The sequence below is a fragment of the Priestia sp. 40 genome (assembly GCF_049368575.1).
Lineage (GTDB): Bacteria > Bacillota > Bacilli > Bacillales > Bacillaceae_H > Priestia > Priestia zanthoxyli.
Genome location: NZ_JBMPZA010000026.1, coordinates 112,518 through 135,888, shown reverse-complemented (window position 1 = coordinate 135,888; position 23,371 = coordinate 112,518). Strand labels below are relative to the sequence as shown.

General features: G+C 38.4%; 22 protein-coding genes. 17 read left to right on the top strand and 5 right to left on the bottom strand.

All coding sequences use genetic code 11. The features are described from left to right. Nucleotides 1–13: 13 nt before the first annotated feature. The gene (locus ACO1DI_RS26885) at nucleotides 14–301 is read right to left on the bottom strand and encodes a hypothetical protein (RefSeq protein ID WP_014459530.1); all 288 of its coding nucleotides are present in this window, start codon (nucleotides 299–301) and stop codon (nucleotides 14–16) included. Nucleotides 302–522: 221 nt separating this feature from the next. Between ACO1DI_RS26885 and ACO1DI_RS26880 the strand changes: the two genes are divergently transcribed. From ACO1DI_RS26880 to ACO1DI_RS26870, 3 genes are all read left to right on the top strand, one after another. Then, nucleotides 523–1,011, top strand: coding sequence for a GyrI-like domain-containing protein (locus ACO1DI_RS26880; RefSeq protein ID WP_014459531.1), 489 nt, complete (start codon nucleotides 523–525; stop codon nucleotides 1,009–1,011). A gap of 93 nt (nucleotides 1,012–1,104) precedes the next feature. Next, nucleotides 1,105–1,395, top strand: coding sequence for a hypothetical protein (locus tag ACO1DI_RS26875; RefSeq protein WP_014459532.1), 291 nt, complete (start codon nucleotides 1,105–1,107; stop codon nucleotides 1,393–1,395). Between the two features lie 320 nt (nucleotides 1,396–1,715). Continuing rightward, nucleotides 1,716–2,174, top strand: a complete 459-nt coding sequence (locus ACO1DI_RS26870; protein ID WP_153254556.1) for a hypothetical protein — start codon at nucleotides 1,716–1,718, stop codon at nucleotides 2,172–2,174. A 41-nt stretch (nucleotides 2,175–2,215) separates the two neighbouring features. On the opposite strand, the gene ACO1DI_RS26865 is transcribed toward ACO1DI_RS26870, so the two are convergent. Next, the gene (locus ACO1DI_RS26865) at nucleotides 2,216–3,436 is read right to left on the bottom strand and encodes a DUF418 domain-containing protein (RefSeq protein ID WP_226701350.1); all 1,221 of its coding nucleotides are present in this window, start codon (nucleotides 3,434–3,436) and stop codon (nucleotides 2,216–2,218) included. Between the two features lie 165 nt (nucleotides 3,437–3,601). Here ACO1DI_RS26865 and ACO1DI_RS26860 point away from each other — a divergent pair, with 165 nt between their 5' ends. From ACO1DI_RS26860 to odhB, 6 genes are all read left to right on the top strand, one after another. Next, a complete protein-coding gene (locus tag ACO1DI_RS26860) occupies nucleotides 3,602–4,498 on the top strand; it encodes an NAD-dependent epimerase/dehydratase family protein (protein WP_226701349.1) in 897 nt (298 codons plus the stop codon). Nucleotides 4,499–4,620: 122 nt separating this feature from the next. After that, nucleotides 4,621–5,067, top strand: a complete 447-nt coding sequence (locus tag ACO1DI_RS26855) for an OsmC family protein (protein ID WP_014459537.1) — start codon at nucleotides 4,621–4,623, stop codon at nucleotides 5,065–5,067. A 138-nt stretch (nucleotides 5,068–5,205) separates the two neighbouring features. After that, complete coding sequence (locus tag ACO1DI_RS26850) at nucleotides 5,206–6,750, top strand: MDR family MFS transporter (RefSeq protein WP_140451437.1); 1,545 nt, start codon at nucleotides 5,206–5,208, stop codon at nucleotides 6,748–6,750. Nucleotides 6,751–6,816: 66 nt separating this feature from the next. Then, complete coding sequence (locus tag ACO1DI_RS26845) at nucleotides 6,817–7,404, top strand: PadR family transcriptional regulator (protein ID WP_423145763.1); 588 nt, start codon at nucleotides 6,817–6,819, stop codon at nucleotides 7,402–7,404. Between the two features lie 363 nt (nucleotides 7,405–7,767). Further along, the gene (sucA, locus tag ACO1DI_RS26840) at nucleotides 7,768–10,629 is read left to right on the top strand and encodes a 2-oxoglutarate dehydrogenase E1 component (RefSeq protein WP_014459541.1); all 2,862 of its coding nucleotides are present in this window, start codon (nucleotides 7,768–7,770) and stop codon (nucleotides 10,627–10,629) included. Between the two features lie 16 nt (nucleotides 10,630–10,645). Then, nucleotides 10,646–11,941 (top strand): 2-oxoglutarate dehydrogenase complex dihydrolipoyllysine-residue succinyltransferase, encoded by a 1,296-nt coding sequence (gene odhB, locus ACO1DI_RS26835; RefSeq protein WP_014459542.1) that lies wholly within the window; start codon nucleotides 10,646–10,648, stop codon nucleotides 11,939–11,941. Between the two features lie 41 nt (nucleotides 11,942–11,982). Here the strand turns inward: odhB and ACO1DI_RS26830 are convergent, their stop codons facing one another. Continuing rightward, complete coding sequence (locus tag ACO1DI_RS26830; protein WP_042992068.1) at nucleotides 11,983–12,591, bottom strand: TetR/AcrR family transcriptional regulator; 609 nt, start codon at nucleotides 12,589–12,591, stop codon at nucleotides 11,983–11,985. Between the two features lie 197 nt (nucleotides 12,592–12,788). On the opposite strand from ACO1DI_RS26830, the gene ACO1DI_RS26825 reads away from it, so the two are divergent. The 8 genes from ACO1DI_RS26825 (at nucleotide 12,789) to ACO1DI_RS26790 (ending at nucleotide 20,928) form a co-directional block, all read left to right on the top strand. After that, nucleotides 12,789–13,964 carry an ABC transporter permease gene (locus tag ACO1DI_RS26825; RefSeq protein WP_014459544.1) on the top strand — a complete coding sequence of 392 codons (1,176 nt, stop codon included), beginning with the start codon at nucleotides 12,789–12,791 and terminating at the stop codon, nucleotides 13,962–13,964. Nucleotides 13,965–13,999: 35 nt separating this feature from the next. After that, nucleotides 14,000–15,511, top strand: coding sequence for an FAD-dependent monooxygenase (locus ACO1DI_RS26820; protein ID WP_226701348.1), 1,512 nt, complete (start codon nucleotides 14,000–14,002; stop codon nucleotides 15,509–15,511). A gap of 149 nt (nucleotides 15,512–15,660) precedes the next feature. After that, nucleotides 15,661–15,795, top strand: coding sequence for a hypothetical protein (locus tag ACO1DI_RS26815; protein ID WP_258232115.1), 135 nt, complete (start codon nucleotides 15,661–15,663; stop codon nucleotides 15,793–15,795). Between the two features lie 171 nt (nucleotides 15,796–15,966). Then, nucleotides 15,967–16,659: a response regulator transcription factor gene (locus tag ACO1DI_RS26810; RefSeq protein ID WP_025751271.1), complete on the top strand. Its 693-nt coding sequence runs from the start codon at nucleotides 15,967–15,969 to the stop codon at nucleotides 16,657–16,659. Further along, complete coding sequence (locus ACO1DI_RS26805; RefSeq protein WP_014459546.1) at nucleotides 16,656–18,125, top strand: sensor histidine kinase; 1,470 nt, start codon at nucleotides 16,656–16,658, stop codon at nucleotides 18,123–18,125. Before ACO1DI_RS26810 ends, ACO1DI_RS26805 begins: the two co-directional genes overlap by 4 nt. Before the next feature lie 25 nt (nucleotides 18,126–18,150). Next, nucleotides 18,151–19,218, top strand: a complete 1,068-nt coding sequence (locus tag ACO1DI_RS26800; RefSeq protein WP_014459547.1) for a TolB family protein — start codon at nucleotides 18,151–18,153, stop codon at nucleotides 19,216–19,218. 166 nt (nucleotides 19,219–19,384) lie between these two features. Beyond that, a complete protein-coding gene (locus tag ACO1DI_RS26795; protein WP_014459548.1) occupies nucleotides 19,385–20,146 on the top strand; it encodes a M15 family metallopeptidase in 762 nt (253 codons plus the stop codon). Between the two features lie 110 nt (nucleotides 20,147–20,256). Further along, nucleotides 20,257–20,928 carry a DUF421 domain-containing protein gene (locus ACO1DI_RS26790; RefSeq protein WP_014459549.1) on the top strand — a complete coding sequence of 224 codons (672 nt, stop codon included), beginning with the start codon at nucleotides 20,257–20,259 and terminating at the stop codon, nucleotides 20,926–20,928. Nucleotides 20,929–20,956: 28 nt separating this feature from the next. Here ACO1DI_RS26790 and ACO1DI_RS26785 read toward each other — a convergent pair whose 3' ends face one another. Beyond that, entirely contained in the window at nucleotides 20,957–21,691 is a 735-nt protein-coding gene (locus ACO1DI_RS26785) for a polysaccharide deacetylase family protein (RefSeq protein ID WP_423145762.1), read from the bottom strand. Nucleotides 21,692–21,774: 83 nt separating this feature from the next. After that, entirely contained in the window at nucleotides 21,775–23,052 is a 1,278-nt protein-coding gene (locus ACO1DI_RS26780) for a polyamine aminopropyltransferase (protein WP_014459551.1), read from the bottom strand. Nucleotides 23,053–23,371 lie beyond the last annotated feature (319 nt).

The following is a 23,371-nucleotide window of genomic DNA, read 5'->3' as shown; positions in this document are numbered from 1 at the left end:
TAAGCCAGCTCTTTTATGATGCAATAGCATACAATAGCTGCTTTTGCAGTTTGGGAGATAAAGGAATATTTTGATATAATTCGTAAATATGATGCTCATTCCGGTGATAACAAATCCAATCCTTGTATGTTCTTTTTAAGAAGATGCGAAAAAACACGATTCGCTTATTCGTGCCGCCTGTTTTTAATTCAATTTTCAAATCATCTGTTTCTAATGTATACTGTACTGTAGAAGAGGAAAGAGCAAGTTTAGTTGTTTTTTTACTTGTTTTAATGAATTCGGCAAGTTCAATGATCTTCATTTTTTTACCTCACTCTATTGTAAATTAGGGGTATCTTATACGTATGATGTGTACAAAGAAAATAGAATCGTTTTTTTATAGTTTAGAAGAATGATCTTTAGCCCCTTCGTTAAGGGATTTGCATAAAAGGTTGACGTTTTCTTTGAATACAAATAAAATGCATATTAAGAAGTATTTCCCTCATTGTAACTACAGAAAAAGAAGAATTAAGGGGGCTCAATATGTTGACTGACTTAGTCGTAAGTCAAAAAGTAGTCAAGGTAAATGAATTTACTGTTGTAGGAGTGCCTATTCGAACAGATGAACCTGTGGAAGAAACGGGCACAGGTCTTATTCCTGAGCACTGGCAGACTTTTTATAAACAACAGTTAGCTAATAAAATCGCCAATAAAGTAAATGGTAATACATTTGCTCTTTATACAGAATTTGAATATAATCAAAAAATGGATTTTACATTTGCTCTCGGATATGAAGTTTTACCCGGCGGCGAACTGAAAGATGATATGAGAGAGTTTATCATCCCAGAAGGTGAATACATGGTGTTTACAACAGCTATCGGTCCAGCTAGACAGGTAGTCGTAGAGGCTTGGGCTTATATTCGCGAGTGGGCTAAAAAAAATCATCGTGCCTATAAGATAGATTTTGAATTATATGATGAACGCTGTATTGATCCTGAGTACAGTCAAGTTGATATTTACGTTTCGATTTAATAGCTAGTTTTGCTAAGTAGTTAAGATGCAGATAAGCGTTTTTTGCTGCGTTCTTACTTTTGACGATAGGAATACAAAAGGGGTTTAGTGAGAGTGATCAGCAACGATTTATTGCAAGCTTTAAAAGACGGATATAAACAGAGAATTAAATGGGTACTTATAAGTCAAATGGCACTGTTCATCGCCGTAGCAGTCATACTTGTATCAAATTTTGTCACTAAATTTTCGTTTAACCAATTAAGCTTTATTTTTGTTTTGGTTAGTATAAGTTCGCTGTTATCAGGGGTAGAGCACGTATTGTTAAAACGTGAGAAGTGGCAATGGATTTTTGATTTTATTTTAGCTGCTTTTTTTATTGGTTTATCTATTTTTTTACACCGTTAAAGCGCCTGATTCAGCGCTTTTTTATTTTGGGCAGCACCGAACGCAATTTTCGAACCTTTCTAGTATAAACAAAAAATAGGTATTTATGACGAAAATAGTCAGAAAATTTAGTAAAAAAGTCTTGTATCTTGTCTTTATTTCGATTATGATAAGTTTACACCCTTCGTATTCACTTCTTTGGATGTCAGTACCTCTATTTTTACACTACAGAAAAGAGGTGAAGCCATTTCTTCAGTTTTCCTGCTAGCCTGCATACTAACCCTTTTAGCTATTTTATTTAGTAGCAACTACCCTCAAAATTAAAGGAGAGATCCGCGCTTATGTCAAAAGCTCCTGTAAAAAACGATATTGAACTTCAACTATCTGAAACGCACTTTTTCCAACTGCTTGATTTAATTTATTTAGGTAACTGGATGGTCACAGCATGTTCTGGAGTGGAAGATGAGCATGCACAAGAATATACGGATATAGAAAAACAAATGTTTTCTCACGCAGAGCCTTTCCTTGAAAAAGGACCTTTTCACTCGCTAAACAGTGAGATTATGTTTACAGAAGAACATGAAGATTCTCTTCAAGATATTATTGGAGAATACGATAACGAAGTGTTTTGGGAAGCGCTAGCCTATCGCATGGCCAAGCGAGATGTGATAGAACAAATAGGACCCATTAAAGAAATAAAAAATGAAGTTTTTATGCAAATTTTCCATCGAGAAATGGATTATATACGAGAATTTGAGACAAATGGAATTAAACGAATAACCATACCGCCTTTGCAGTAAAGGAGACAAATCGGCTTTCAAACTTGAAGGCCGATTTGCTGTTAAGCTGAAGCTTTCCTATTCCGTCTGAGAGGTGGGAAAGATCGGTATGTAAAGCTCCGCCATAACCATTCACACGGACCGTAATAGAAATAATAAAGCCACCACTTATTAAAAAGAAGCTGGAATGTATATATAATGAGACAAATAATCGTGCTTTCTGTTAAGGTAAGAGTTCCGTATAAACCAAAGGCTCGAACCATCCACAGGCAAATTAAAGTTTGGCTAAGGTAAGTTGTTAAGGCCATTGTTCCGCTATACTTAAAAAGACCCAGCATCGAAGCGTAAGGAGAAAATTGCAGGAATAACAGTAAGGTGGTAAGATAAAAAAAACATAGAAAAATGCCGCTCAAACTTGTAAAAAGGTGAATGGCCGCCTGCTGATAGAGTCCATATTTTAAAATTTCTAGTTTTAAGATAGCGAGAATGATAGTTAAAGTAAAACCTGCTGCGCCTGATATTAACTGAATTTTCTTAAAAAAAGAACGGTTTTGTTCGATACTATGTATGAATCCTTTTTTAGCAGTATATAAGCCAAATAACAACATAGAAAATACGGGGAAGATAGAAAACGGTAGATTTAATAGCATAGGCACCACTTCAACATTCAAGCGATAAAACAGCCAAGATAAATAGTCTGCTTGCCTGTAGGTGGATAAATATTGAGTTAAGGCATGTTCATGTAAAACCTTATACTCCCGCTGAGCCTCCTGCAAGACGTGTGCTGGAATAAAAAACTGCATGCAAGCCAAAAGATAAAAAAAGCATAGCAAGCCTATTGCCCACAGCAAAACCGTCTTAGCTTTTCGATTGTAAAAAAAGAATAATAAAAAACCACCAATAGCATACACATGCAAAATGTCTCCATACCAGAAAAAGATAAGATGAAAAAGCCCGATTAATAGCAAAGAAGCCATTCTTCTTGACCATAAAGCAGCGGCAAAGTACTGCTTTTCTTCAGCTCTATGCAAAAAGATTCCGCATCCAAGCCCAAACAAAAAAGAAAAAATCGTAAAAAACTTCCCTTGGACAAACAGCTGCAAGAATAAATCAATATAAGCATCTATTCCTTCATACTTATAAGAAACATTGTACAGCTGAAAAATAAATATCGGAGAAGTAAAAGCCGGTATATTCACTAAAAGAATGCCCAGCAAAGCAATGCCCCGAATAATATCAAGAACAACAAGACGTTCGTTAAGGGGAAGTGGAGAAGGATTCATCGCTGTCGCTCCTTTTGGTTAGATATGTACATCTTAACACGACAGGGGCGAAAAAATAGGTGGGAGTACAAAAAAATAAGCGGAAAGATTCATAGCTTTATGGATGAAAAAGTTGGATAATAATGGTACGGTCACCCATATCAAATATGAAAGGTGGAGAAAAGGATGAAAACAGCACTTGTGTTAGGTGGAACGCGTTTTTTCGGAAAAAATTTAGTTCAGACATTGCTTTCTAAAGGAGTACAGGTTACGTTAGCAACGAGAGGCAAAACACCGGATGATTTCGGCGACCGAGTTGAGCGGATTTTTCTTGATCGTGTAGAAAAAGATTCTGTAATCGAAACAACACGAGGAAGAAAATGGGATGTTATCTTCGATCAAATATGTTATTCTTCACACGGCGCAGCTGTAGCTGTTGAAGCTTTTCGTCACAGTACGAGTCACTATATACTCACCTCGACTCTTTCAGTATACGGTTCTTTAGAAAAAACGTGTTATGAAGAAGATTTTGATCCATACAAGTATCCTATTTCATATACACGCCGTGAAAATATTTCTTACCAAGAAGGAAAACGCCAAGCTGAAGCAGTATTTTTTCAAGAAGCACCGTTTTCGGTAACGGCTGTTCGTTTTCCAATTGTAATGGGAAAAGATGATTATACGGATCGCTTACGTTTTCACGTAGAAAAAATTATGCATGAAGAAGAAATTGGTGTACCGGCTATTGAAGCAGAAATGAACTTCATTTCACAGGAAGAAGCAGGTGAATTTTTAGTCTGGTGTGCAGAACAGAAGTTAAAAGGGCCGATTAACGCTTGTTCAAATGGTACTATTTCACTCAAAAACTTATTTTCATATATTGAACAAGCAGCGAATAAAACAGCCAAAACAACTTCTCGTTTAACAGATGAAAATAGTTCTCCTTACGGAGTAGATCATTCTTGGACGATGAGCAATGAAAAAGCTAGCTTTTGGGGATATTCATTTACAAACCTGCAGGACTGGCTGCCATCATTAATCAAAGCTTTCGTTGAAAGCGAAAAGAAAGTACCTTTAAGTTAAGAAAAAACAAAGACTGCACCGTTTAGCAGTCTTTTTGCTGTGACAAGCAGAACATTTTTATTTTATACATAAAAAGGGTACGCTAAGTACACATCATTATATAGAAGGAAGAAGGATTAACTATGGCAAAACATCACTTTCATTTGCAAGCAAATTGGCCAGGAGGCCGAAATGAAGTAGGTACAATTGAATCAGGACAATTAAAAACAAAAATTTCTATTCCACCAGAAATGGATGGGCCAGGAATAGGAACAAATCCAGATGAAATGCTGCTAGGGGCAGCAGCCACTTGCTACATCATTACGCTTGCAGCGATGTTCGAAAGAAGCGGAATCCGTCAGGAGGCTTTAACGATGGAATCGGAAGCTATCGTGGACGTAACCAATGGTGTATTTACGTACGAAAAAATCATTCATAAACCTCATGTTATCATCACACCTGAATTTGCGGCTCAAGAAGAAAAAATCAATCGACTTATAAAAAAAGCAGAAACATCCTGTATGATTTCAAGAGCCATTCAAGGAAATGTTGAGATTGAATTAGATCCTCAGCTCACAGTAAAAGCGTAATGGACCCATTACGCTTTTCTTATGTTTATTTCTAAAAAAAGCACATTTAAGATTGTAAAATACTCAAATTTGAATATAATAATTTAAGTAGCTATCATTTCTGTTCATCAAAAAGATGACGCGAAAGGAGGAACTGAAATGGTTTCATCAGAAAAAAATATTCGTTTTATCGTAGCAGGATTGCTACTCGGTATTTTCATGTCAGCCATGGACAATACAATCGTAGCGACGGCTATGGGGAAAATCATTTCTGATCTAGGCGGGTTAGATAAGTTTGTTTGGGTTACGTCCGCCTATATGGTTGCCGTGATGGCAGGTATGCCGATATTTGGTAAACTATCTGATATGTACGGCCGTAAACGGTTTTTTATTTTTGGATTGACGGTATTTTTACTTGGATCTGCATTGTGTGGCCTAGCGCAAAGCATTGTACAGCTAAGTATTTACCGGGCGATTCAAGGAATTGGAGGAGGAGCGCTTCTTCCGATTGCTTTTACCATTGTATTTGATATTTTCCCTCCCGAGAAACGTGGGAAAATGACGGGATTATTAGGTGCCGTTTTCGGCTCAGCAAGCGTATTTGGTCCGCTTCTTGGTGCATACATTACGGAATACATCAGCTGGCACTGGGTGTTTTATGTGAACGTGCCGATTGGACTTTTATCGTTATTTTTTATTGTGCGCTTTTATAAAGAATCAACAAGTCATAAAAAACAAAAAATTGACTGGGCTGGTGCAGCCACTCTTGTAATTTCAGTAGTCAGTTTAATGTTTGCTCTTGAACTTGGAGGAAAAGAGTACGAGTGGTCTTCTCCGCAAATTTTATCTCTTTTTGCTATCTTTGCTGTGGCGCTATCACTCTTCTTTTTTGTGGAAAAACGCGCGCAAGAGCCGATTATTTCGTTTTGGATGTTCAAACGCCGTTTATTTGCAACATCACAAATTCTTGCTTTCCTATATGGAGCAACGTTTATTATTTTAACGGTATTTATTCCTATTTTCGTTCAAGCTGTTTATGGAGGTTCTGCTACAAATGCAGGTTTAATTTTAACTCCGATGATGTTAGGCTCGGTAGCAGGAAGTGCTATCGGCGGAATTTTTCTAACAAAAACAAGCTTTCGAAACTTAATGATTATGTCCGTTTTTTCATTTGCAGTAGGAATGTTTTCATTAGGAACAATGGAGCCTGATACACCTCGTTGGATGCTAACGGTATTCATGATTTTGACTGGGTTTGGCGTAGGATTTAGCTTTTCTCTTTTACCAACTTCGTCAACGCATAAGCTGGACCCACAGTTTAGAGGTTCTGCCAACTCCACAAACTCATTTGCGCGTTCTTTAGGAATGACGCTGGGAGTTACGATTTTTGGAACGATTCAAAGCAATACATTTACAAATGAGCTGCAGCGCAATTTTCAAGGGATGGGAAATGGATCTCAAGGAGCATTCTCTCAAATAGGAGATCCGAGTTCGGTCTTTCAATCAAGCGCTCGAAACAGCATTCCGCCTCAAATATTAGATAAGATTGTTGATGCCATGTCTACATCGATCACGTATGCATTTATGCTTGCTCTTATTCCAATTGCAGTAGCTATCATTACTGTCTTTTTAATGGGAAATGAACGAGTGGAAGTTCCCCCTAAAAAGCGGGTAGAGGCTAAGGAACCTGCAGCTCAAAAATAAAAAAAGCACGAACATCTTCGTGCTTTTTTTACTAAATAAGATGCATGTCAAGAGGTGAAAGGTGTTATGAGTGTTAAATTAGTCATACTGGGCTTATTAATGGAAGGAAATAAGCACCCTTATGAAATTCAGCAAACCATTAATGAAAGACAAATGAAGCACTATATTAAACTTGCAAGCGGCTCTTTATATTATGCCTTTGATACGCTCGAAAAAGATCAGTTGGTCAAAGTAGTCGATGTGATTCGAGAGACGAACAGACCTGAAAAAACCGTTTATTCTATCACAGATGCTGGAAAAGAAGAATTTGAGCGCCTTTATTTTGAACAGCTGTTAAAAAAAGAGCATATGCATAGACCTGTTTATGCTGCTCTTTCATTTACTTCTTACGTCGATCAAAAAAAAGTGGCTTCTGCTTTAGAAAAAAAGATTGAGGAAACGGGAGCTTATTTAGAAAAAATGCAAAATTTGTACCAAGTTAAAAAGGTGGATCATTCCATTGCAAATCTGTCGATCATTATGCGCACGATTATGCATTTGAAAGTAGAACTAACTTGGTTCACTCATTTACTCGAAGCGGCGAAAAGCAGCAAGCTTACAGAAGTAGATGATGATTATTTTAAAGACGTTGAAAAAATCGTAGATGAGTTTTAAAAAAAGAAGCAAAACGCTGCTTCTTTTTTTAATGATCACAAAATATATTTCAAGCAATTTAATTTTGCCAAAAGCTAGGTCAATAACAATTAATTAACACCTGATTCGACCTTTAATCAGCTTTACTTATAAAACGCTTTCAAAAAGTAGTAAGACTATTAAAAAAGTAAAAAAAATTAAAGAAATATAGCGATTTCATTTTGATTGACGAGTAAAAGAGTGGTAAAATATAAGCAGATATCAGATACACACGCAGTGAGGTTTATCACTCGTTGTAAAGATGTCAGACGATAAGGTAATCGACATTCAAAATGGAAAGATTGTTGAGTACGACAATTATTATAACTCGTTGGGGGTTTTATCATGGGTAACGAAACGTCGAATAGAGGGGAGCCTTGGCAAGGATTTTTGGGTCCGAACTATGGCTATGTATTAGAACAGTATGAGTTATATGAAGAGCAGTCGGATCTAATAGATCCAGACTTAAAAGAATTATTTGATTATTGGGGTGCTCCTCCATTAAACGAAAGTGAGCAGGTTCAGCAAGCTGAATACGCACAGGCTGCACCTTCAGCTAACACATCTAAAATTGCATCGGCTATTAAGCTAGCGGAAAACATCCGTGCTTATGGTCATCTATACGCGTCAATTAAGCCTCTTGAAAGCGAGAAGAAAGATCCTGTCTTGCTTCACTTGGAAGATTACAATTTAACGCAAGAAGATTTAAAATCAATTCCGGTTGATATTTTATGTACGAATGCGCCATCACACGTCAAAAATGGTTTAGACGCAATTAACTATTTAACAGATGTCTACACAAAAACCATTGCGTTTGAATTCCATCACGTACATAACATGGAAGAGAATAAGTGGCTGACTGATATGGTCGAGTCAGGTGCTATTTTCCAACCTCTTTCAAATGAGAAAAGAACTTCTGTATTAAAGCGTTTAACAGAAGTAGAAGGCTTTGAACAATTTTTACACCGTACATTTGTCGGACAAAAACGCTTTTCTATTGAAGGCGTAGATATGTTAATTCCACTTGTAGATGAACTGATTGCACGCTCAGTGGAAACAAGCCCAAAAACGGTTAATATCGGTATGGCTCACCGTGGACGCTTAAATGTATTAGCACACGTATTAGGCAAGCCGTATGAAATGATTTTTGCGGAATTCCAGCATGCGCCTAACAAGGAATTAGTTCCTTCAGAAGGTTCAATCGGTATCAACTACGGCTGGACGGGAGATGTAAAATATCACCTAGGTGCCGACAAACAAATTAAAGCAGAGAACACAGTTCGAGCTCGTTTGACATTGGCTAGTAACCCTAGTCACTTGGAGTTTGTTAATCCGGTTGTGGAAGGGTTTACAAGAGCAGCTCAAGATGAGCGTGATGTGAATGGATACCCAAAACAAGATGTAAAAAAATCGTTCGCGATTTTAATTCACGGAGATGCTGCGTTCCCTGGTGAAGGTATTGTACAAGAAACGCTGAACTTAAATCAATTGACTGGTTATCAAACAGGTGGAACAATCCACATTATTGCTAACAATATGATTGGATTTACAACAGAAAGCGTCGATTCTCGTTCAACAAAATATGCAAGTGACTTAGCAAAAGGATTTGAAATTCCAATTGTTCACGTAAATGCGGATGATCCGGAAGCCTGTCTAGCTGCTGCTTACTTTGCTTATGAGTATCGCAGACGTTTTAACAAAGATTTCTTGATTGATTTAATTGGATACCGTCGATTTGGCCACAATGAAATGGATGAACCGTCTGTAACGCAGCCGAAGATGTATGAAATTGTGACAAAACGTCCAACGGTTCGTGCTATGTATGCAAAGCAGCTTGAAGAACAAAACGTGATTCAAAGCGGCCAAGCCGATCAAATTAATGAAGAGTTACAAGCGAAGTTAAAAGCAGCTTATGAGAAAGTACCGCCAAAAGCTGAAAAGCAACATAGAATTATGGAAATGCCACAAGCAGTCTTCAAAGGAATTTCAGATATTGACACATCTGTTACAAAAGAAGAGCTGTTTGAAGTAAATCAAGAGCTAGTGAAATACCCTGAAGGATTTAACGTATTTCCAAAACTTGATCGCATCTTATCTAAGCGTGCCAAGGCGTTTGAAGAAAATGAAAGCGTAGATTGGTCATTGGGCGAGGCATTTGCATTTGCTACGATTTTAAGAGACGGCACGCCAATTCGTATTACAGGCCAAGACTCTGAACGTGGTACGTTTGCACATAGACATCTTGTTCTTCATGATCATAAGACAGGGGATGTTTACTCACCACTACACGCAATGAAGAACGTAAGCGCTTCCTTTGATATTCGTAACAGTCCATTATCAGAAGGATCCGTTCTTGGATTTGAATACGGCTATAATGTATTTGCTCCTGAAACGCTTGTTCTTTGGGAAGCACAGTTCGGTGATTTTGCCAATGCAGGTCAAGTTATTATTGACCAGTTTATTGCAGCAGGCCGTGCTAAGTGGGGACAAAAATCTGGAATGGTCTTATTGCTGCCACACGGCCATGAAGGTCAAGGGCCAGAACACTCAAGCGCTCGTCTAGAACGTTATTTACAGCTAGCTGGAGAAAACAACTGGACAATCGCAAACGTAACAAGCGCTGCACAATATTTCCACTTACTTCGACGACAAGCTGCCATTTTACAGCGCGAAGAAGTAAGACCGCTAGTAGTTATGACACCAAAGAGTTTGCTTCGTAATGCTTTTAGTGTGTCAAACCTTGAAGAGTTTACAAAAGGCTCTTTCCGCTTAGTAGTAGAACAGCCTGGATTAGGCAAAAAAGAAGATGCAGTTGAACGAATCGTTCTGTGCAGCGGAAAAATCAGCAGTGAATTAACGGAACGCTTAAATAAAGCAGAAGATGATAAAGATTGGCTACACGTCCTTCGTCTAGAACAAATTTACCCGTTCCCAAGACGCGTAATTGCTGAAATCTTTGCTCGCTATAAAAATTTAAAAGAGATTGTCTGGTTACAAGAAGAGCCGGAAAATATGGGCGCATGGAACTATGTAGAAGATCGACTGCGTGAAGTAGCACCAGAAGGAGCTACTGTTGACTACATCGGCCGCACAAGACGCTCAAGTCCAGCTGAAGGAGATCCAACAGTCCACAGACAAGAACAAGAACGTATTTTACAAGATGCATTAACTAAAAATGAAATTGCTAACGACGTTGTTACACGATAAGGAAGGGGAATGAACCATGGGAGAGATTAAAGTACCGGAATTAGCAGAATCAATTTCTGAAGGAACAGTTGCACAGTGGCTAAAACAAGTAGGAGATTTCGTTGAAAAAGGCGATTATATCGTTGAACTTGAAACAGATAAAGTTAACGTTGAAATTACAGCTGAAGACTCTGGTGTGTTAACGGAACTTCTTGCTGGCGAAGGCGACACAGTGCAAGTTGGTGAAACAATTGCACGTCTTGAAGCGAAAGAAGGAGCTTCAGCACCAGCAGCACCAAAAGCTGAAGAAAAACCAGCAGAGGAAGCACCAAAGCAAGAAGCGGCTCCAGCTCAGCAAAAAACTGTTGAAGAAGTAGCGCCAGCAGCTGAAGCGCCTCAGCAAGGAAATCAAAAACAATGGCTAATTGCTTCTCCTGCAGCGCGCAAAGCAGCAAGAGAACGTGGGATTAAGCTAGATCAAGTGCCAACTACTGATCCTCTTGGCCGTGTGCGCAAACATGATATTGATTCGTATGCAGACCAAAAATCAAATGAGCAAAAGCAGCAGGCACAAGCAAGTAAGCCAGCTAACCCGGTATCTCCGTCTCCAGCGGCAAGTGAAAATAGCGACAAACCTGTTGAACGCGAGCGTATGTCACGTCGTCGTCAAACAATTGCCAAACGTCTTGTTGAAGTTCAGCAAACAGCGGCTATGCTGACAACGTTTAACGAAGTAGACATGACGGCTGTTATGGCTCTTCGCAAACGACGCAAAGACAAATTCTTTGAACAGCACGACGTAAGACTTGGCTTTATGTCATTCTTTACAAAAGCAGTAGTAGCAGCACTTAAAAAGTATCCATTATTAAATGCTGAAATTCAAGGCAACGAGTTATTAATTAAAAAATTCTATGATATCGGTATTGCTGTGTCAGCTCCAGACGGTCTTGTTGTTCCAGTTGTACGTGATGCTGACCGTAAAACATTCGCTGGTATCGAAGGATCTATCGTTGATTTAGCGAAAAAAGCGCGCGACAACAAATTAGCATTAAAAGATTTACAAGGTGGAACGTTCACAATTACAAACGGCGGCGTCTTCGGTTCATTAATGTCTACACCAATTTTAAACGGACCTCAAGTTGGTATCTTAGGAATGCATAAAGTTCAGCTTCGTCCGGTAGCAATTGATGAAGAGCGTATCGAAAATCGTCCGATGATGTACATTGCACTTTCTTACGATCACCGTATCGTTGACGGGAAAGAAGCCGTAAGCTTCCTAGCTACTGTTAAAGAACTATTAGAAGATCCAGAATCTTTATTACTAGAAGGTTAATAAAAAGAACCTGCTATTCTTTGAGAGAATAGCAGGTTCTTTTATGTTCGCTTAATGCCTGCAACATAAGCAGGACCCAAGAAAGTTATGCTAGCGAGTGTCAGAGCCATTTCTCGCGGTGACTGCTTCATATCTTGTTCTAGCCAGTGCTGAATGACTCCAAGGTGCGCTGACGTTACATAAGACATTAAATGTTCAAGTGGAACAAGCGGAGGCATTTTATTATCCATGAGCTCTAATTTTTCTAGCATATTGGTTTTCATGACCTCTTTAATTTTAAGATAAAATCCAGGATTTCCTTTTGGACCAAGCATAACCTGCATAAAACGCGCATTTTCTTGAATATATTCAAAAAGTGCAATAATAAACGGTAAAGGCTGTTCTTTCAAATTAGCAGACACAATCTCATTTGGATTTGCTTTTTTGATAAATTCTTTTATCTCTTGAATGACTTCATTTTCGCTTTTTTCAAGCAAATCGTATTTGTCTTGGTAGTGTAAATAAAAAGTTCCGCGATTAATATCCGCTTTTCTCGTCAAATCCCTGACCGTGACGCCTTCAAACCCTTTCTCCTCCATTAATTCTGTCAAAGCATCTCGGATAAATCTTTTCGTTCGAATAATTCTGCGATCTGTTTTTGAATTCCCCACAGCTTTTAAACACCTACTTTTTTCTTTAATAATGAACAGTTATATGCTTTGTGTTAAGTAATCGACATTCCCGCTATTATTGCATATTGAGAATACAGGTAAATTCATTATAATTTACATAGTGATCACTAATCAACATCATGTACATTATCTTTTCGTTAACGTGTATATCCTTAAAACATAAAGGGGAGATCTATATGAAAGTAGGTAATCAAAGGCTTATATATTTTTCACCAATTATAGTAGTAGCTGTTATTTTTATCTTTATTCTAACCTTAATTCCTTCGGCAAACTCAGCACCTAAGAATTTACCAATTGCATTCGTAAATGCTGACGAAGGAATGACAGTTCCAACAAAGGGTAATGTAAATATAGGAAATCAAATGGAACAAAATATGAAGCGGGCAAGTACTGAACAATCTTTAGTTAAATGGATTTTTGTCTCAACTACTAAAGAAGTTGAAAAAGGGTTAAATGATCAAAAATACTACGGGGCGCTTATCATTCCAAAAGATTTCACCAAAAAACAGGCGACTCTTCAGACGGCTCAGCCTGATGCACCTGCTATTAGATTATTAGTGAATCAAGGAATGAATACAGCTGCTTCAACACTAGCAAGTCAGGTGCTAAACGGAGCAGTTGATAAGATGAATGAAAATATGCGCTTGCAGCTAGTGAAAAGATTTGAACAAAACGGAACGCAACTAAGTGCAAGCCAAGCATTAGCACTCGCTGCACCAATTCAAAAGACAGTGATAAACGTAAACGAAACAGGGACTCATAGTGTCAACGGAAATGCCCCCGTTTCATTATTTCAGCCGCTGTGGATGGCGAGTATAGCCGGTGCCGCAATTGTCTTCCTCAGCATCCAAAAAATCACGTTTTCTTCTCGTAAAGAGAAACTCGTTAACCAAGTAGGGTTCATAGTCATCGGGGCTATACTTGCTTTAGCTGCTGGTTTCGGGCTAGCATGGCTTGCTGAAGTAGTTGGAATAAGTGTTCCTTCATTTTTGGATACGGCACTATTCTTAGCTATTGCTTACTTCAGCTTTTTCACCTTGATATCAGCCGTACTTTCATGGCTAGGACTAAAGGGACTTCCAATTTTCGTTATTATTCTATTTTTTGGCGCACCTTTGCTTTCAATGGCCCCAGAAATTATGCCTGATTTTTATAGAGAGTGGATTTATCCATGGCTGCCAATGAGATTTATGGTAGATGGCGTAAGAGAATTATTTTTCTTTGGAAGACATCTGACATGGAATTCTTCTGTATCTGCTCTAACTCTTATCTCTTTAATAAGTTTGTGTGCTCTGTTTGCTTCTGCTTTACCTGCATCTTCTGTGAAAAAAGAGGAGTCTCGCTCAATATAAAAAATACTGTGACTGAATGAAAAGGAGAGATGATGATGAATCCACAAATCTTAATCGTTGGGGCCGGCCCTACTGGCCTCGTTATGGCCTACAATTTAGCCAGACATAGCATTCCTTTTCGAATTATTGATAAAAGCGACGGGCCTGGGCAAGCCTCCCGGGCAATGGCTATTTTACCGCGAACGCTTGAATTTTATCAGCAGTTCGGTTTTGCAGATGAAGTCATAGACCGCGGGATTAAGATGGAAGATGTATACGTCCGAGTAAAGAATAAAATAAAAGCAAAAGTTCATCTAGGATCTTTAGGAGAAGGATTAAGTCCTTTTCCTTTTATTCTTACATTTCCACAGGACGACCATGAGCAGTTTCTGCTTGGAAAATTAAAAAATCTCGGGATTGAAGTAGAATGGAAGACGGAATTACTATCTCTAGCTGAACACGGAGAAGGGGTAAAAACTTTATTAAAAGCCCAGCAAGAGGAAACCGCTTATTTTAAATATATTTGTGGATGTGACGGAGCACACAGTACAGTTCGTAAACAACTGAAGATAGAATTTAAAGGAGAAAAATATAAACAGCATTTTTATGTGATGGATGTTCACGGCTCTGGTGAAGTGATGAAGGATCAAAAAATCAGTATTTCATTTAGTAATGAAGAATTTTTGATTTGTATGCCTGTTAGAAGTAAAGGAACGTATCGAATGATCGGCATTATTCCTTCAGCTTTTGAGGATCAAAACGATGTAAAAGCTGAAAACATTCACGCTTTTATTCAACGAACATTTGGTGCCCAGGTTGAGGGTATAAATTGGTTCTCGACATATCATATCCATCACAGAGTAGCAAGTCGTTTCCGACAGGGACGTATTTTTCTAAGTGGAGATGCGGCCCATATTCATAGTCCTGCAGGCGGACAAGGAATGAACACAGGAATTGGAGATGCACTCAACCTTTCATGGAAATTAGCAGCTGTCCTTCAACGCAAAGCGGCACTTTCCATATTAGATACATACGAAGAAGAAAGGTTGCCTTTTGCAGAGCTGCTTGTAAATACAACTGATCGCGCTTTTAAGCGAATGGTGGCACGAGATAAAACGAGTCAATTTTTCAGAAAACATATCTTTCCGCCTGTACTATCCTTTTTATTTCGTTTCCCTTATCCTCGTCACAAAGCATTTACGATTTTATCTCAAATTCGCATTGAGTATCGAAGTAGTGACCTAAGCAGCGGGAAAGGAACAAATGTGCAAAGTGGTGATCGGTTACCTTATGTAGAAGGGAATTTTGAATATTTACAGTCTATAAACTGGCAAATACATGTCTATGGAACAGCAGCAGAGAAGCTAAAAAAGAGCATGCAAGAAAAAGACTTCTCCTTGCACGAGTTTTCTTGGAACCCTTACTTAAAGAAAGCAGGGCTTCAAAAAGATGCTCTATACGTTATTAGACCGGATGGATACATTGGTTTTATTAGCAGCGAGCAGCGTATAGATCTACTTCATCAATATTTGAATACTCATAAAATCCTGCCTTTTACAAATGAATAATAACGCTAATAAAAAGCTAAGACAACATGATTTTAGCTGAAAGAAAATTGGATCGATGAATCGAGATTTTTCAAGGAAAATCAACTTTATTCGCATTTTTTTATAGTCATGGTAAACGTAGATTTCATCTATTTAGTTTACTCTAGCGGTTGATTGGAGTACAAGGCGCAGACTCCTGCGGGAAAAGCGGAATAGGTGAGACCCCGCAGGAGCGCAAGCGACGAGGAGGCTCAGCGGCCGCCCGCGGAAAGCGAAGCCTTGCACCGAAATCAACCGCGGTGTAGCGAGCAGTCAAGCTCATTGACCCCGTTTGTTCGTCTTTAGATTGAATTGATTTTGTTATGTCTCAATCTATTTATTTTTGTTTACAATTTCGAAACAACTTGGAGATGTTTTTGCTAAAGCTGTTTGATAAGATAGACGAAGAGAAATATCAAATGAAAGTACGTGATACATTGAATAAAAGGATTTTAGTAGTTGATGATGAAAAAAGTATTGCTACAGCGGTATCTTATGCTTTCAAGCGCGAAGGATATATTGTAGACACAGCATCTGACGGTGAAGAAGCACTTGAAAAAGTAAAAAGCTTTCGACCTGACGTGATGATATTAGATGTGATGATGCCGAAATTAACCGGCTATGAAGTATGCCGAAAACTTGAGAATCGAAGAGGAATGGGGATTATCTTGTTAACGGTTAAAAATGATATAGTCGATAAAGTTCTAGGTTTAGAGTTAGGCGCTGATGATTACATGACCAAGCCGTTTGATGTAAGAGAACTTGTAGCTAGAGCTAAAGCACTTGTTCGGCGAATGGAAAAAAATGAAGCTCCTGAAGCTGTGGGAGAAATCACGGTGGGAAAAGTGAAGGTGAACTTAATTCAGCGCACGTTACATGTTGCCAATGAGTTAGTTAAGCTTACACCAAAGGAGTTTGATCTTATTGCTTTATTACTTGCCAATTTAGAGAGAGTATACACACGAGAAGATTTACTAGATCTTGTCTGGGGGATGGATTATGCAGGCGGTACACGTACGGTAGACATTCACATGCAGCGCCTTCGAAAAAAAGTAGGAGAAGCAGAGCCTTATTTGCTTCAAACGGTATATGGGGTTGGATATAAAGCGACAGCAGGGATCAATGAATGAAAATCAGCCTAAAAGCTAAGATGGGGCTCGTTCTTGCTTTTTTAATTATTTTAACAGTAACAGTACTGAGCGTACTTGTGTTAAAAGGAATTGAGACAAATCAGCGTGATCAGCTAGAAAGTGAACTTATTCAAAAAAGCAAAGCAGCCGAGCAGACGATTCGTCAAAGTTATGTAACCGGTGACACGTCTTTGAATACAGATTCTTTTCTTCAGCAAAAAGGACAGCGTCTTGCCTCTTCGATTGCATCACAAAGCGGAATGCAAACAGTCCTATATAATCAAAAAGGACAGGAAGCAGGAAGCTCTATTCCCATCGGCCAAAAAGATGTGGATGTTTCTGACACGCTTAGCTATGCTTTGAAAGGAAAAATAGCTTATCAAATCTCGGGTTCTTCCCTTATTTACTTTGCACCTGTGTCAATCGATAATCAATTTATCGGCGCCATTCGTTTTGACCATTCCCTAAAAAATAATCAGCAGTTTATAGCTGACATTAGGCACCTATTTCGTACTTGGGGAACGATTGCAGCAGCAGCAGCTTTTTTAATTGGCTACGCTTATTTTTACCGTATCGCTTCGCTTATTGCTAGCCTTCAAAAAACTTCACAGCAGATTCGAAAAGGTCGTTATTTAACCGACCTGCCGTTCAAACGGCGCGATGAACTCGGGGAGCTCAGTCAGGGCTTGTTTTTTATGAGTACGTCGATTGAAAAAAATATCGATCAAATGAATGAAGAAAAAAGAAAGCTTGAGTTCGCTATTTCGAAACTGCAGTCTCTTGAACAGCAGCAAAAGCAGTTTATCGGTAACATCAGCCACGAATTTAAGACGCCTTTAACATCGATCAAAGCTTATGTTGACTTACTTGATATGTATCGAGATGATCCTCAGCTTATGGAAGACGGCGTGCAAAATATTCGTAAAGAAACGAATCGCCTTCATGAAATGGTAGATAAAATCTTAAAACTTTCAGCGCTTGAGAAATATGATTTCGAGCAGCGGCCAGAGAAAGTTGAATTGAAGCGGCTTATAGAAGACATATGCGATCGTATGAAAGGAAAAGCAGCTAAATTTGATTTGACTCTTCATACAAATATAAAAGAAGCAGTTGTTTGGGCTGATCGTGAAAGCTTAATACACATTTTTATCAATTTAATTGACAATGCTATTAAATATAATGAACCAGGCGGAAAAGTGGAAGTAACGTCTTACACTTTAGAGAATTCTATTATTGTGGATGTAGCTAACACCGGAATAGGGATTCCATCCGAAGCAGAAGAGAAATTATTTCAACCATTTTTCACCGTAAATAAAGATCGGTCGCGTTTATCCGGAGGTACAGGCCTTGGCTTAGCATTAGCCAAAGACTTAACTGAAAAGCAAAAAGGCGTTATCAAGCTGCATCATTCTGATTCTAAATGGACGATTTTCAAAGTGTCGTTTCCTTTGAAAACAGAGAAATGAGTTAGCTAAAAGGAGTGAACCGTTATTGAAACGGTATAGATTAATGATATGTATAGCAAGTACTTTTCTTATTTTAACATCATGCGGACAAGAAGAAAGCCATAGAGAAACCGTTGAAAAACCCGACAAGAAAATTACTGTATTGGACCAAGTAGATAAAGATGAAAAAATAGAAGTGAAAGACGTTCAGGATATTAACGGCGTAAGGGCGTTTCAATTTTCAAACGAAAACACAATGATTGTTAGTAAAGAAAATAAACAATTTCGTTCGCACGATTTCGGTCCCAAAGAGGTATATGCACAGAATTTAGCTACTTATAATCTTAAAAACAAGTCTACTTTTGTGTTGCATCCAAGCAATGAAATTCAACATGCGGCGAAGCTTTCTCCGAACGGTGAATATCTTTTTTATAAAGTAGCAAAAGGCGAAGATACATTTGGTTATATGATGAACCTTCAAACAAAAAAAACAGTTAAAATAAAGAATGTTCTTCTCTATCCATCAAGCGGAGAGTGGCTTAATAATTCAGAAGTAATGTTTATTACAATGGAAGGAAAGCTTTCTAAAGCAAATGTAAAAGGAGAAGCAGAACCTCTGTTGCACAGAGACGATCGAATCTTAGATGCAGTTAAAGGAATAGGTGGCATTTATTATATTGGTGTAAACAACCAGCTGTTTTTTCTTCATAACGAACAGACGGACCCTGAAAAAATCCGAGATAATGTGGTTTCTATTATCCCGTCTCCAAACGGAAAACAATTAGCGCTCGTTCAGCAAAAAGATGCCCAAACGAGAACGTTGTCTATCACAGATTTAAAAGGATCAGAAGCCTTTCAGCTTGCTCTGTCCACTCAAATTTTTGGCGTAAGCTGGTCTCCCGACGGTTCGAAATTAGCTTATAACTTTATTTCTGAAAAAAAAGGAGATAAAGGGATATTCATAGCAGATGGATTAACAGGAGATGTTACACACTTAAACGTAAATTTAGACTATGCTGCTGATCAGCTTGCTTGGAGTCAATCAGGAAATAAACTAGTTGCATCGAGCTTTACGCAAAATCAAGTTCATACGTATATTATCTTTTTGAAATAGACTGCTTAGGCTTAGGCAGTCTATTTATATTTTTTCACACCTTAATTTTTTTTAGAGTGTTTACAAGTTTGAAACAACTGAATAACAGACAGAAACATTTATATTTTATCCTTTCTTTATAGGCTTTTGTAGCGCATCAAAAGCCGTTTGAAAGGAGTAAGACATCATGAAATACTTTTTAGTTATTTGTTCTTTAGCTTTTACGCTGATGATAGCGGGATGCGGAACAAACAATTCTTCATCAAATACCGCCAGAGAATTTACAAAACATGGACAGGCTCAAAAAATAGAAAGCTCACCAGCTTCTTCACCTTTAACGAAACCTAACGTAGACGAAACAGTGGTCATAGCGAATCCAGAATCGTTTACGGCTTTAGTCAATAAAAAGCATCAGCTTCCTGACTCCTATCAGCCTTCTGATTTGGTCTATGCTGACGTTCCATTTATCTTTAGCGAAAAAATAGAAAAAAGAATGCTTAGAAAGCCTGCAGCCCAAGCACTTGAAGAACTTTTCCGAGATGCTGAAAAAGAGGGAATCAGCTTACTTGGTGTATCCGGTTATCGATCTCACGAGCGTCAAAAAGAGCTTTTTGCATTTTATGCAAAGCGAGACGGTGAAGAACAAGCACTAACCTATAGCGCCTATCCTGGAACAAGTGAACACGAAACGGGACTAGCAATCGATGTCACGGGAGGAAGCGGAATGTGTGCTGCAGCAGACTGCTTCGCTGATACACCAGAAGCTCATTGGCTTTCAAAAAATGCGTATCAATACGGATTCATTATTCGATATCCTGAAGGTGAAGAGCAGGTTACCGGCTATAAATACGAACCATGGCACCTTAGATATGTAGGGAAAAAAGCAGCCGCATCCATTTTTAATCAATATGCAACGTTAGAAACCTATGCAAGTAAGAAAAAAGCTTAATCAAAAGTTCTATAACTGGAGAACGAAGAAAAATCAAAAGTCAGGTTTATCACTCTCACATATGATACAAACTGATACTATAACATGCTTGCTATAGAGGAAGGGTATCAATGTATAAAGATATTGCGATTGAACTGATATGTGGATTTTTAGCGTTATTTATTATGCTGAAGCTTTTAGGTAAGACACAGTTTGCTCAAATTACTCCGTTTGACTTTATTACAACGCTTGTTCTGGGAAATATTGTGGGGGATGCAGCTCTCGAAAAAGGAGTAGAATTAACTGAAATTCTTTATAGCATTTTGATTTGGGGGCTTCTGATTTACGCAGTGACAAAGCTATCTCAAACCTTTACAGGATTTAGGGGAATTCTTGAAGGCAAGCCTTCAATGATTATTTATAAAGGGAAAATCCTTTATAAAGAGCTTAAGAAAAACAACTTGGATTTGAATCAACTTCAGCATCTAATGAGACAGCAAGGGTATTTTTCACTGTATGAAGCAGAATACGTCATTTTAGAAACGAATGGAGAGGTGAGCGTCGCTCCTAAACATGAATTCGGCCCTCCGACGAAAAATGATTTAAACATCCCTTATTCTCAAACCAATTTACCCATTGCTTTAATTATGGATGGAAAAGTAGTGCCTGGCAATTTAAAAGAAGCTAACGTAGATGAAAAGTGGTTAAAAAAACAGCTGGCAATCAAAAAAATAAAGGAATACGGCGAAGTTTTTTATGCTGAATGGCAGCAAGAGCGAGGGCTAGAAATAACAAAATTCTAAAAACCCTTTCCTTTTAAGGAAAGGGTTTTTAGCTTTCTTTTAATAGCTTAGCAAAATCTTCAATCGTTGTAGAATACGTGACGTACAGACGAGGAATAAGATAGTTTTCATTCTTTTGTCCGCTTTCAGTAAAAAAATTTGGAATCGTTGAAAGACCAAATGTATAATTCTTTTTTGTTTCGTCGACTACGCGGCTATTGACCTTTCCATAGGGGTAAGCAACAGCAATAACTGGCCTGCTCGTAATGGCTTCAATTTTTCGTTTTGAATCAGCTAGCTCATAGGATAAATTTTTCGTCTTAGTTAAATCCGGATGAGTAGCGGTATGAGACTGAATAGAAAAAAATCCTGAATCAACAAATTTTTTTAAATCGGCTGGCGACAAACGGTTGGGACGGCCGATAAAGTCTGAAATCACAAAAATTGTAGCCGCTGGATGAAATCGAGGGCTGGCTGCTCTTTGGAAAATAGGCAAGATAGTAAGATTATTTTTATATCCATCGTCAAATGTAATAAATATAGGTTTTTTCACACGCTTTAGTTCCTGCCATTTTTCAAATGTTAGCGGCGTATATCCTTGCTTTTTAAGATAAAGAAGCTGTTTCTCAAAATTTTCAGGCGTCACATACAGTTCTTTTTCCCCGTGGCCTGTGTAGGCATCAATAGAATGGTAAATCAGGACAGGCACTTTCACTTGGCTAAAAGCGGGGGAAGGGAAAATAACAGTTAGTACTAAGATAACAAAAACCGAAATTTTTCTCATAACAATCCTTTCTGTTGCACAGTGGTGACGAGACTGTTTTAGTATGTCAAAAGAAAAGGAATGTATAAGCCAAGCTTTCTTTTTTACAAATATAAGCCTTCTTTTTTAAATATTTTATGCAGAACCAAGTGCTCAGCAGAGTTCACAACTGCAAACTGTTTTTTAGAAAGCGAATGGGGAGAAAAACGCATTAGCTTAGTAAAGTCTGATGGCAGCGTAGTAGATGAAACATCAGTAGAGAGTACCGGGGCAGACAAAGGTGTTTTCGAGCCGATGTGAAAACCCCAATCTCCGAAAGAGGGAATAATGGTGTGGTAGCTCAACGTATAAAACTGAGAAGCTTTCATCGTCTTATTAATGCTCCAAAAAACGATAGGTGTGTCTCTAGGAGAATTTGACTGACACACGACCAAGCCGCTGCGCGATAGTGAACGTTGGAGAAGTGCGTAAAATTCTTTTGTATAAAGAGCACTTATGTTTTTGTTAGTAGGATCAGGAAAGTCGATAATGATAATATCATAACACGCTGAATTCAAAGAGAGGTAGTCAACAGCATCTTGAATATGAACGGTGACACGAGAATCTTCGAATGAGCGTTGATTTAACTTCTTTAATTCTTCTACATTCATCGCAGCATTTACCACGTCAGCATCTATTTCCACAAGGTCTATTTCTTTAACTTCTTTATATTTAAGAACTTCTCGCAAAGCTAAACCATCTCCTCCGCCTAGAATAAGAATGCGGCGAGGACTTAAGGAAGCTGCAAATATAGGGTGTACAAGAGCTTCATGATACGCATGTTCATCCAATGAGCTAAATTGCAGCTGTTCATCCAAATACATTCGAATATCAGATGCTTTAATCAGCTGAATATCTTGAATACTGTTTTTCTGATGAAACAAAATGTCATGCTGGCCTGATAAGATCTGCTGTAGACTAACGTGATCTGAGTCATCTCCACCATTGAGAAGACGGGTGCTTTCAGCATGCTGACGATTTTTTGTTGGAGTTTCGGCGTGTTGAATTCCGCGAGAAATCGAATACACAACAGCTTTTTTTGAAGCTAATTGCTTCAGCAAGGCATAACCAATTTCAATTATTTCTTTGTCTCCGCACGTATAAAAATCTAATGAAGCGTAGTTTTCCTCCGGCCACGTATGAATAGACAAGTGAGAGGTAGCTAATACGAGAATGCCTGTAATGCCTTGGGGCGTAAACTGGTGAAAGTAACAGTGCAAAACTTCCATCTCTGCATCTAGTGCAGCTTCAACAAGAATTCTCCTTAAAAGTGAGGGGTCGTTTAATATCACTTCATCGCATTCGAACGCATCCATTAGCAAGTGTTCGCCTTTAGTATCCACTACGTCAGCCTCCTTTCTGAGCATTATTTTCACTATCTTATGAAATTTTTTAGAAAAGGGAAACGTAAGCACGTTATTTTATGGATATTTTCGGGAAATAACTAGTTATCATCACATAGAAAGGCGGTTGAGACAAACATATTTTCGTTGAAGGAAGATCCGAACAATGAATCCATATTCTTGATAGGAATCGAAACCTTTCGAATTTTTTCATTGGTAGGATGAACGTAGGCTTCATGTATGTAGGATTTCTAGCGGTTGATTGGAGGGGAAGGCGAAGACTCCTGCAGGAAAAGCTGAACAGGTGAGGCCCCGCAGG